The 11,069-nt window shown below is 66.8% G+C and carries 7 protein-coding genes; 3 read left to right on the forward strand and 4 right to left on the reverse strand.

What is annotated here, in order from left to right; all coding sequences use genetic code 11:
* Window positions 1-72: 72 nt before the first annotated feature.
* Window positions 73-390 carry a four helix bundle protein gene (locus tag K8I61_18290; protein ID MBZ0273994.1) on the forward strand — a complete coding sequence of 106 codons (318 nt, stop codon included), beginning with the start codon at window positions 73-75 and terminating at the stop codon, window positions 388-390.
* Between the two features lie 59 nt (window positions 391-449).
* Here K8I61_18290 and K8I61_18295 read toward each other — a convergent pair whose 3' ends face one another.
* The 4 genes from K8I61_18295 to K8I61_18310 form a co-directional block, all read right to left on the reverse strand.
* Window positions 450-1,457, reverse strand: coding sequence for a flippase-like domain-containing protein (locus tag K8I61_18295; GenBank protein MBZ0273995.1), 1,008 nt, complete (start codon window positions 1,455-1,457; stop codon window positions 450-452).
* A 178-nt stretch (window positions 1,458-1,635) separates the two neighbouring features.
* A complete protein-coding gene (locus K8I61_18300; GenBank protein MBZ0273996.1) occupies window positions 1,636-2,574 on the reverse strand; it encodes a bifunctional riboflavin kinase/FAD synthetase in 939 nt (312 codons plus the stop codon).
* Entirely contained in the window at window positions 2,567-3,877 is a 1,311-nt protein-coding gene (locus tag K8I61_18305) for a thymidine phosphorylase (GenBank protein MBZ0273997.1), read from the reverse strand. Before K8I61_18305 ends, K8I61_18300 begins: the two co-directional genes overlap by 8 nt.
* The gene (locus tag K8I61_18310; GenBank protein ID MBZ0273998.1) at window positions 3,874-4,800 is read right to left on the reverse strand and encodes a diacylglycerol kinase family lipid kinase; all 927 of its coding nucleotides are present in this window, start codon (window positions 4,798-4,800) and stop codon (window positions 3,874-3,876) included. The genes K8I61_18305 and K8I61_18310 overlap by 4 nt, the downstream gene beginning before the upstream one ends.
* 101 nt (window positions 4,801-4,901) lie before the next feature.
* Here K8I61_18310 and K8I61_18315 point away from each other — a divergent pair, with 101 nt between their 5' ends.
* Entirely contained in the window at window positions 4,902-8,204 is a 3,303-nt protein-coding gene (locus K8I61_18315) for a PD-(D/E)XK nuclease family protein (protein MBZ0273999.1), read from the forward strand.
* On the forward strand, window positions 8,201-11,069 hold a 2,869-nt coding region (locus tag K8I61_18320; GenBank protein ID MBZ0274000.1), incomplete at its 3' end, for a UvrD-helicase domain-containing protein. The genes K8I61_18315 and K8I61_18320, both read left to right, overlap by 4 nt.

Below are 11,069 nucleotides of genomic sequence, written 5' to 3' on the forward strand. Positions count from 1 at the left end.
CGGGGTGGCGAGATGGGCGAAGACAGGGAAAACACACTTCATTATCGCAGGACCGAGGTCTGGCAACGAGCGATGAGCGTGGCGCGCGCGGTCTACGCGCTGGCGACGAAATTGCCGAAAGAGGAAACGTACGGCATGCGTTCGCAGATCACGGGGGCTGCGGTTTCCGTGCCGTCGAATATCGCGGAGGGGTGGACCCGCAACTCGAAAAAAGAAAAGGGGCACTTCTTCGCCATCGCACAGGCTTCGCTCGCGGAGACGGAAACGTTGTTGACGCTTTGCGAAGACTTTCGATGGTTTACGATGGCGGAGTCTCAGGATCTTCGCGGATACATCGACGAGGTCAGTCGAATGCTGACAGTGATGCGCCGCAAGTGGCGCGTGGATTAAGACTCAATCCTCAATCCTCAATCCTCAATCCTCAATCCTCAATCCTCAATCCTCAATCCTCAATCCTCAATCCTCTCCTTCGCCGCCTCGATCTGCTTGACCGATAGCCCTTCATACGCGAAACGCGCCAGTCCCAGCACCGTCTGCGGAAGATAGTTCGTGGCGTGGATGATGACGGCGATCGAAAGCGCGAGCGTCTCCTCCACGCCGGCGTATTTCACGAGCGCCTGTTGCGCGAGGTAGTGGTACACGCCGACGTAGCCCGGCGCGGCGGGAACCGCGACCGCCACCGCGACCGCCATGATGAGGACGACGACGGCGCGAAACGACAGTTCGACGTCGAACGCGTACACCGCGTAGTACATGTTGAACGCGCTCACGACCCAGATCGCGATGGACGTGACCACGATGATCGCGACGTGCGACGGGCGCGTGGACTGCGTCAGGCCGCGGACAAACGACGTGAACAGGCCGATGACGAATTTCCCCGCGCGAGGCGGCAGCGGTTTGAGCAGAAAGCCGAGCCAGGCCACCGCCGCGTAGGTCTTCCACTTCAGCGCGAGGATCGCGGCCAGCAACCCCGCGCCGCCCACGGCCAGCACAAGCGCGACGCGCCCCTCGCTCACCGGGATCACGCGCGACAGATCGAGATCAAACGCGAACAGGATGCCGGTGAACAAAAAGAGAACGGCGAAGGAATCGTACAGGCGCTCCACGACGATCGAGCCGAACGACGCGCCAAAGGCAATCGTCTCGCGCCTCGCGAGCGAATACGCCCGCGCGAATTCGCCAAGCCGCGCGGGTAGCACGTTGTTGACCGCGAATCCGATCGTCGTCGACCAGAACAATTGCGGGAACCGGATCGGCTTGACCGGCAAAAGAAGATACCGCCAACGCACGCCGCGGATCATCAGCGTCGCGACGACGATCGCCATCGCCAGCACGACCGCCCACGACTTGATCGTCGCGAGCGATGAGAGAAACAGGCCAACGTCGATGTTGCGCGCCGCAAGCCAGAAGAAAAACACGGACAGAACGAGCCCGAGCCAGAACTTCCAGGAACGCATTACGCGCCGCTCCCAAGGAAATAGAAAATAGAAAATAGAAAATAGTATTCCACGCGCGTTTTGGCGCTGAGTTGCGTCAATTCGATTTCGGACGCGCCCCGGTTCATGACGTTCACGTTTTCCACCTCGACTATCGGAAAGCAAAACATTTCGTGCGATTCCACTCCATCCTCGATTCTCAATCCTCGATCCTCTTCCCAGCCACATCGCGCGCCATTTCAATGTCCCGACTCATTTGTTCCACCAGTTCTTCGGTGCTTTCATATTTCGTCTCGTCGCGAAGGCGCGAAAGAAAATGAATCGCGATCGTCTCGCCATACAGATCGATGTCGGGATGTTCGAGCATATGCGCCTCGATGGAAAGCCGCCCGTCGCCGAACGTCGGGTTCGTGCCGATATTGACCGCCGCCGCGTACCGGTGCGCGCCGCGCTCCGCGATCGCCGCGTATACGCCGCCGCGCGGAATCGTCTCCCACGGAGTCCGGATGTTCGCGGTCGGCACGCCAAGCCCGCGCCCGCGCCCGTGACCGCGCGACACCGTGCCGCGAACGAAAAAGGGCCGTGTCAGAAGGCGTGCCGCCTCTTCCATCTGGCCCGCGGCGACCAGATCGCGGATGCGCGTGGACGACACCGGCGCGTCGCCCTCGATCACCGGCCCGACGCGCTCCACATCGAATCCGCGCGCCGCGCCGATCCCGGCGAGCATGGCCGCGTCGCCGGAGGCGTCCTGGCCGAACCGGAAATCGTAGCCGACGACGACATGGCGCGCGCGAAGCTGATCCGCGAGCGCGGAAGCCGCCCATACGCGGGCGGGCATGTCCGCGACCTCGCGCGTGAACGGCTGCACGGCGACAAGATCCGCGCCGGCCTCCTCCAGCAGACGCACTTTTTCGTCGTGCGGATAAAGAAGCGGCGGCGCTTTTTCCGCGTCGAGCAATTTGATCGGGTGCGGGTCGAACGTCAGCGCCACAGCGACCGCGCCGGCGGCGCGCGCCGTCTCACGCACGCGCGCAAGAATCTGCCGGTGGCCAAGGTGCACGCCGTCGAAATTGCCGATCGTCACCACGGCCCCGTTCGCGGCGGGCAGCGGCGCGGAAAGAACGAGCACGTTAGGCATCGATCGCTCCAAGAATGAGCGCCGGCGGCGATACCTCGCGTTCTGCGATACTGACCGCGCCGGCGAGGCGTTTGGCCGCGCGCCCGGCGTCGTCATCGTTCGCCGCGTGCACCGTCCCGATCGCCTCGCCCGCGCGCACGCGGTCGCCCACTTTTTTCGCGAGCACGAAACCGACGGACGGATCGACGCGGCCGCCCAGTGTCGCGCGGCCCGCTCCAAGCTCGACCGCCGCAAGGCCGATCGCGAACGCGTCGATCGACGACACCGCGCCGTCGCGCGATGCGTTGACATCGCGAACGACCGCCGCGCGCGGCAACAGGGAGGCGTCATCCAACACGCGCGCGTCGCCGCCTTGCGCGGCGATCCACGCCGCGGCGGTCTTGCGCGCCGATCCATCGTCGATCGCCCGCCTGGCTCGCGCGCGTGCCTCGCCGGTATCGCGCTCGGCGCCGCCGGCGACGAGCATGTGCGCGGCAAGCTCCATCGTCACCTCGACGAGATCGTCCGGCGCGGCGCCGTCGAACATCGCGAACGCCTCCGCGACTTCCAGCGCGTTGCCGACCGCGCGGCCGAGCGGCTGCGTCATGTCCGTGAGAATCGCGCGCACCGGCAGGCCAAGTTCGCGGCCCGCGTCAATGAGCGCATGCGCGAGCAAGCCGGCCTCCTCACGCGATTTCATGAACGCGCCGCCGCCGCATTTGACGTCCATCACCAGCGCGCGCGCGCCCTCGGCGCATTTTTTGGAAAGGATCGACGCGACGATGAGCGGCACGGATTCCACCGTCGCGGTCACGTCGCGGATGGCGTAGAGCCGGCCGTCCGCGGGCGCGATCTCGGCGGATTGCGCGGCGATCGCGCAGCCCGTGTCGTTGACCACGCGGCGGAACTGGTCAACCGATAAATCGGTGCGGAATCCGGGAATCGCCGCGAGCTTGTCGATTGTGCCGCCGGTGTGACCGAGCCCGCGCCCGGCGATCATCGGCACGCGCAGGCCGCACGCCGCGACAAGGGGAGCGAGTGCAAGCGACACCTTGTCGCCGACGCCGCCGGTCGAATGCTTGTCGACGGGCGTCGGCCCGTCGCCGAAATCCACGACGCGCCCGGAGTCGCGCATCGCACCGGCGAACGCGGCCGTCTCCCCGGGCGTCATGCCGCGAAAATACACGGCCATGCAAAACGCGGAAATCTGCTCGTCGGGGATTTCGCCCCGCCCCGCGGCCGACGCGAACGCCACGAGATCGCCCGCGACGAGTTCCTTGCCATCGCGCTTGGCGCGAATGATTTCGGTCCACGATGGGGTCACATTTTGGCCCTCAACGCGCCGGGCAGGATGCGGTACACGGAAGGCAGGCGGCCCGGCGCCTCGCCGTCCACGTCGTGCAGCACCGTCTGCGCGGAGCTGACCTCCACCGTGCGCGCGCGCTGCACCTCGACCTTCTTGTGGTTGATGTGCGTTCCCTTGTAAATCGCGAGCATCTGCGTGATCGCCTGCATGCGGCCGAGATCGCAGACGAGGATCACGTCGAAGTAACCGTCGTCGATTTTTGCCCACGGCGCGACCTTCATCCCGCCGCCGAAAAAGCGACCGTTCGCGACGACTCCCGCGAACAGCTTGCGTTCGCCGAGGTCGCGCCCGTCGATCGCGACGCGGACCTTCTTGTTCCGATACGTCAGAAGCGACACCAGCGAATGCCACGCGAAAACGACGGTTCCGGGCAACAACTTCGACGCACCGTTCACGCGCGCGGATACCTCGCCGCCAAGGCCAAAGCTCGCGATGTTGATGAAATAGCGCGCGGCCGGCCGCCCCGCGTGATCGACGTACGTCATGTGGCCGACATCGATCGGTGAAAAGCCGCGCCCGCCCAGAATCCCGACCGCCTGAATCGGCTCCTTCGGAATCCGCATCGTCTTGCGCAGATCGCCCCCGGTGCCGCAGGGGATGATGCCGAAAACGGTATCGGGATTGACCGGTTCGCCGCCGTCGAAAAATCCGTTGACGACCTCGCTGTGCGTTCCGTCGCCGCCAAGCGAGACGATCATCTCGTAGCCCTCGCGGATCGCTTGCCGCGTCAGCGTCGTCGCGTCGCCCGGCGCCGCCGTCATTGTGAACGCGAAGTCTTCGATCGTCGCGGCCAGGCGCTCGCGGATCTCGGGCCAGATTTTCGCCCCGCGCCCACCGGCCGAATTGGGATTGACGATGACCATCGTCTTGAAACTGCGCATCGGAAGACGTTTACCACGGAGAACACGGGGGACACAGAGGCACGGATTTTTGGTATGATTCTTTTTTTGCGCCATCCCGTTTGGCCAAGATCGACGAATTCATGTCCCGCACAACAAAACCTGATACGCGGCACCGCCTTGTCACGGGGCGGTCCGAGGCGATCGTCGAGCGCATCGTCGCGGAACTCGCGGCGCCCACCGCCGATCCGCTGGCAAAGCGGGTGATCGTCGTGCCGAATCACCTCATCGGAACGCACGTTCGCCGGCAAGTCGCGCGCGTCGCCGGCGCCGTCGCGAATCTGCGCGCGATGACGATCGAGCACCTCGCCGACGATCTGGCGAGGCCGGCCGCGCGGGCATCGGGGAAGGCGCCGCTCGGCGCGCTCGCGCGGCGCATCGTGATCGCGGATGTTCTGAAATCGACCACGCTGCGCCATCTCAAAGCGCTCTCGGGACAGGAAGGTTTCGTGCAAGCCGTCGCGGCGCTTGTCGACGACCTGGAAGAGGCGGGTTACGAGAAATTTCCCGCCGCGGCGTCAGGCGACGTCCACGTTCCGAAGGCCGCGGACCTCGCGCGCATCTATAACGCATTCCGCGACGCGATTTCGCGCGAACGTTACACCGCGCTTGAGGTGTTCGCGTGGGCCGAAGCCGCCGCGCCGCAAGCGGCGACGTTGTTTGGCGCCGGCGCCCTGTCCATCTTCGGGTTCTCGGACTTGAACCGCGCGCAACGCCGGCTCGTGCGCGCGGTGGCCGAACACGTTCCGCTGATCTTTTACGTGTCTTACGCCGAAGACGCCGCGCATGAATTCGCGAAATCCCTCGTCGAATTCGTCGGCGGGCTCGGCGCTTCGCACGAGTCGATCGCGGGCGCGGAGGCGGACGCGACACTCGCCATCGTTCGACGACGGCTGTTCGACGATCGGACCGATCCCGCGCCCGCCGCCGCGCCCGACGGTTCGATCGCCGTCATTTCCGCGCCGGACGAAATCCGCGAGGCGCGCGCGGTGCTCGCTCGTATCCTCGACGCGCGGCGCGAGGGTGTGCCGTTCGAGGAGATCGCGGTCGTATACGCCGGCGCGAATGAGAAGGAGTTGTTGGCCGGGGAGCTGTCGTCGTCGCTCGTTCCGCGCGAGATATCCGGGCAGGGCAGCGATCGCATTCCGTTGTATGTCGATGGCGGCCTGCCCGCGGCCGGCGCGGACACCGCGGGGCTCGCGCTCGTCAAGCTCGCCCAGGTCGCCGCCGATGGTCTTCCGCGCGAGGCGGTCATCGAACTCGTCTCGCTCGCGCCGAACGACCAGGATCGCCAAACCGATTCTTCCGAAGATTGGAACGGCGTAGATGACGGCACGGATTCGGGCACGGGTATGGGAACACTCAATCCTCAATCCTCCATCCTCCATCCTCATTTATGGGATCTCGTCTCGCGCGAGGCCGGAATCGTGGAGGGCGCGCGCGCCTGGCGGCGCGCGCCGGATACACCCGCGCTTTCTGGATCGGCCGCGCGCTACAACCTCGCACGCTACGAGATGAATTGCGCGGCGAAGCTCGCGGAGAATCCGCGCGATCGCCGCATCGCCGAAAGACGCGCCGCCGCCGCGCAGCTCCTTGCGCGTGTCGAACCGCTCGTGCGCTTTTTCGACGCCGTGCACGGCGACGATCTCGCGGCCGCCTTCAATGCGCTTGCCGTCGCCGCGCGCGCATACGCACCCGCGAGCGAAACGCTTTCGACGTTTCTTGCGCAAATCGAGGCGCTTGCCGGCGACGATTTGGTCGTGCGTTCTCTGTCGCCCGCCGAGATTCCGAACATCGCGGCGGTCATTGCGCGCGGCTTGTCCGTTAAGCGCGGGCGATACGGCCACGGCGTCGCGCTGTTGCCGATCCATCGTGCGCGCCATCTGCGTTTCGCGCGTGTCATCGTGACGGGCGCGATCGAGGGACGCATCCCCGGCGCCGGGCGCCAGGACGCGTTGTTGACCGACGATGAACGCCGCGCCGTCGACGAGCGAAGCGGCGAGCCAAACCGCCTGCCCCTCCTTGGCGAACGGTACGCAGAGGAGATGCACCGCTTCGCGCTCGCGCTGACATGCGCGCGCGAAAGCGTGACGATCGCGTATCCGCGCGCGGATCGCGCCAACGGCCGCCTGCACACGCCATCCGCGTTCGTGGACGCGGTGCTCGAGGCGGCGACCGGGCGCGTCGGCGCGATGGCGGCGGGCGATCTGCCGCCCGGGCTGTTCGCGCGTATCGGCGAAAACGATCTTCATGCGATCGCCGCGTCGGTCGAAGACACGGAGCGCGCGTCGATCGTGGCCGCGATCCGGCGCGGCGACGCGGGCGTGCGCGATCGCTTGCTGACGCTTCCCGCCTGGACGCGGCCGTTTCTTGCGCGTATGCGCGCGCGGGCCGAGGCGCGCGCCTCGCGCGTTTTGACGGCGTATGACGGCATCGTTGGCGGCGTGGCGCCGGACGGCGCGCGACCGTTTTCGGCGTCCGCGTTGGAGACATACGCGCAATGTCCGCGCAAATATTTTCTGTCGCGCGTCATCGGCCTCGAGACGCTGCCGGAACCGGAGACGCAGTTTCGCCTCGATCCGCAGCAGCGCGGCGCGCTCGTCCACCACGCGCTCGCCGCGGCGTTCGCCACGGCGCGCGACGCGGGCCTGTTTCCGCTGACCGAGGCCGGCGCGGCGCACCTGCGCGTGATATTCGAGGCGGCGCTAAAGGATCGGGCCGAGGCGATGTTCGATGCCGGCGAGATCGGCGACGACACGTTCTTGCGCGCGGACATCGCAGCGATCGCGCGCGATTTTCGCGAGCAGCTCCGCCGCGAGATCGAACCGGGCGACATGCGGCCGGCACACTTCGAGATCGAATTCGGCGATGACGATCCGCTGACCCTCGAACTGCCCGACGGACGCGCCCTGCGCCTGGCCGGACGTATCGACCGCGTTGACGAAAACGGGCACGAACTTCGAGTGATCGACTACAAGGGCAGCAAGATGCCCGCCGCCAAGAAGAAAGACGGCGGCGTGTTTTTCGGCGGCGAGGCGCTGCAACTCGCTTTTTATCTGTTCGCCGCCGCGAAGCGCTTCCCGGAAAAGCGCGCGGTGGACGCGGCGTATTTTCACAACTCGCGCCGCGGCGGATTCGCGCGCGTGCCGCTTGCCGCCGAGACGCTCGACGCGCGGCGCGGCGATCTCGGCGCGATCGTCGCGGCCATCGTCGACGGCATCGCGGCCGGGCATTTTCCGCCGAACGCCGACGCGCGTCTTGTCGAACGCCCATGCCGCTTTTGCGAATTCGCGTATTACTGCGGAACCGAAAACGACGTGCGGGCGCGCGACGAAAAGACGGGTCCCGCGCGCGAGCGTTTTTCCGCGCTAAAGGAGATCGAATGACGCCGGCCGACGACAAAGCCAGGTCGCCGGCGGATCAAGCCGACCGTGACCGCATCGTCGCGTCGCGCGGCGCGAATCTATTGGTTGAGGCGGGAGCCGGCACCGGCAAGACGCATCTGATGGTCGAGCGCGTGCTGCACCTTGTCGCGAACGAGCCGGATTTCAGGCTCCGCGACATCGCCGCGATTACGTTCACGGAGCGTGCGGCGGCGGAGCTGCGTTCGCGGATTCGCGAGCGGCTGTTGGACGAGGTCAGGGATACGGGCGATGTGCGTTACCGCAAGGCGCTGGCCGACCTTCCGCTTGCCGCGGCCGGGACGATCCACGCGTTTGCCGCGCGCATCGTGCGCGAGCATCCCGTCGAGGCCGGCATTGCGCCGGGCTTCGCGATCGACGAAGGCGACGACCTTGCGCGCGAGGTCTTTTCGCGGTGGCGCGCGGCGTCCGTGCGCGACGACCCGGAGCTCTGGGACACGTTGCTCGCGTTCGCGCCGGTGGACGCGCGGCAGGACGCGATGTTCGATCTCGCGCGCGCGATGCTCGATCACCCGGACGCGTTCGCGTCGATCCGCGCGCCCGAATCGATCGACACGGTGGGCGAAATCGGCGCGGTTCTCCAACTCGCGAACGGCATCCTGTCGCTTGGTGATGAACTCGGCGTCGACGCGGACGACGCGTTGTATCGCGCCACGGCCGACGCGTGCGACGTGTTGCGCGATCTGGCGGCGCTTGACGCCGACTTGCTGGACGACGCGGTGCGGCGCGCGAAGCTGCCTGGAAGGCGCGGACTCGGCGGAAAGAAAGGCTGGGGCGATCGCGCGGAACAGGCCAAAGGCGCGGGAAACGCGCTGCGCGACATGTTCGCAATTATGCAAACGCGGATCGGCGAACGCATCGTGCTGCTGGCCGCGAATGCGATCGTGAAATTTCGCGACGAGCTATGGCACGCACGGCAAACCGAAGGCGCGCTGTCGTTCACCGACTTGCTTTCGATCGCGCGCAAGATCCTTTCGGAGCACAAACACGTCCGGGCCGCCGAGCAGGCGCGCTGGCGCTACATCCTCGTCGACGAATTTCAGGATACAGATCCGACGCAGGTCGAGTTCCTTCGCCTTTTGGCGGGCGATAAGCCGGGGCGCGTCTTTTACGTCGGCGATCCGAAGCAATCGATCTACCGGTTCCGCCGCGCGGATATCGAGATGTACGACGACGTGCGGCGGACGGTCGGCGAGCTTGCGGCGATCCGCGTCAACTTCCGCTGCCGTCCGTGCGTCATCGATTTCGTCAACGGCGTGTTTCCGGAGATGATGGGCCGGCTCGCCCCGCCCGCGCAGGCGCGGTACGCCCCGCTCGAAGCGCATCGCGATGCGGCGCTCGCCGGACCCGGCGTGGCGGTGCTTGTCGGATCCGCCGCGGCGCCGGGCAACGAGGAGGCGGATGGCGCCAATGGCGCGGCGGATAACGGCGAGGACAACGATCCGGGCCTCGACGCCGCCCGCCGGCGCGAAGCGATCGCGATCGCCGATCTCATCGCGCGGATCGTCGCCGAGAAATGGCAGGTCGAGGATCGTCGCGAAAGGCGCGAGGCGACCTGGCGCGACATCGCCGTGCTCTACCCCAAACGCACGGGCATCGAATATCTCGACGAGGAAATCGCGCGGCGCGGCATCCCGTACGCGAGCGACATGACGCGCATCTTCTACACGACGCGCGAGGTGCGTTATCTGGTGCAGGTGCTCGCGGCGATCGCGCGGCCGCACGATCGCATCGCGCTCGCCGCCGCGCTTGCGAGCCCGTTTTTCGCCTTCTCCGACGCCGACCTCGCGGCGTGGGCGCGCTCAAACGGCGGCCTTCCGTGGTCCGGCTCCATTTTCGATCCTCAATCCTCAATCCTCGATTCGATCCCCGGTCTCGCGGACGCCCTTACGTTTCTCGCCGAGCTTCACCGGGAACGCGACCGCGCACCGATCCACCGCACGATTGACCGCGTGCTGAACGAGACCGCCGCCCTGCCGTTCCTGCACGGCGATCCGCGCGGCGCCGCCATCGCCGCGCAACTCCAGACGCTGCGCGACCGCGCGCGGCTGCGCCAGGCGGAACATCGCCTCACGTTCGGCGAGACGGTGTCGTGGCTTGTCGGGGAACTGCGCGAGGCCGCCGAGGTGAACGAGAAGGTCGAGCCCGATCTGCTCGACGACCGCGTGCGCCTGATGACCTTCCACAAGGCCAAGGGCCTGGAGTTTCCGATCACCATCGTCGCCAATCTCTCCACGAGGCAGGCTTCGCGCGGCATATCGCCGGTGCTCGCCGTTCGCGAAGGCGAGTCGGTGCGTCATGAATTCGCGCTGGGCGGCTTCGACGGCGCGAAGCTCGAAACCGCCGGGTACGGCGCCGCGTCCGAACACGAAAAAGAAATGCTGCGCGCCGAGCAGGTCCGCCAGTTGTACGTCGCCTGCACGCGCGCGCGCGATCACCTCGTCGTGTCGTGGTTTCCGCCGATCGGCCCGGGAAGAAACGAGAGCCGCTACCTCGATCACTTCCCGGCGCCGCTTCCCGAACTCGCCGCGTCGGAAAATCCGCCGGGCGGCCTGGGCCTGATTGTCGCCGCGCCGCCGGGCGCGGCGCCGGGCATCCTGACGCTCGGCGGCTCGGGCGCCGCGGTGAAGCTCTGGCGGCGCGAGGGCGGAGCTTGGCGCGCGCAGACGCTCTGGGAGCGCGACTTCGGCGGGCGCTTCAGCCGGATGCGCGACGCCGAGATCGGCGATCTCTTCGGCGACGGCCAGCCGGCGATCGCGGTGGCCACGCACGACCAAGGCGTCGTCGCGGTGATCCGCCCCGGCGCGAGCGGCTTCACGGTGCAGGAGC

The organism is bacterium (assembly GCA_019912885.1).
GTDB lineage: Bacteria > Lernaellota > Lernaellaia > JACKCT01 > JACKCT01 > JAIOHV01.

Excerpts from the sequence above, each read along its gene's own strand:
- K8I61_18290 (MBZ0273994.1), top strand. The coding sequence starts at position 73 with ATGAGCGTGGCGCGCGCGGTCTACGCGCTGGCGACGAAATTGCCGAAA.
- K8I61_18295 (MBZ0273995.1), bottom strand. The coding sequence starts at position 1,457 with ATGCGTTCCTGGAAGTTCTGGCTCGGGCTCGTTCTGTCCGTGTTTTTC.
- K8I61_18300 (MBZ0273996.1), bottom strand. The coding sequence starts at position 2,574 with ATGCCTAACGTGCTCGTTCTTTCCGCGCCGCTGCCCGCCGCGAACGGG.
- K8I61_18310 (MBZ0273998.1), bottom strand. The coding sequence starts at position 4,800 with ATGCGCAGTTTCAAGACGATGGTCATCGTCAATCCCAATTCGGCCGGT.
- K8I61_18315 (MBZ0273999.1), top strand. The coding sequence starts at position 4,902 with ATGTCCCGCACAACAAAACCTGATACGCGGCACCGCCTTGTCACGGGG.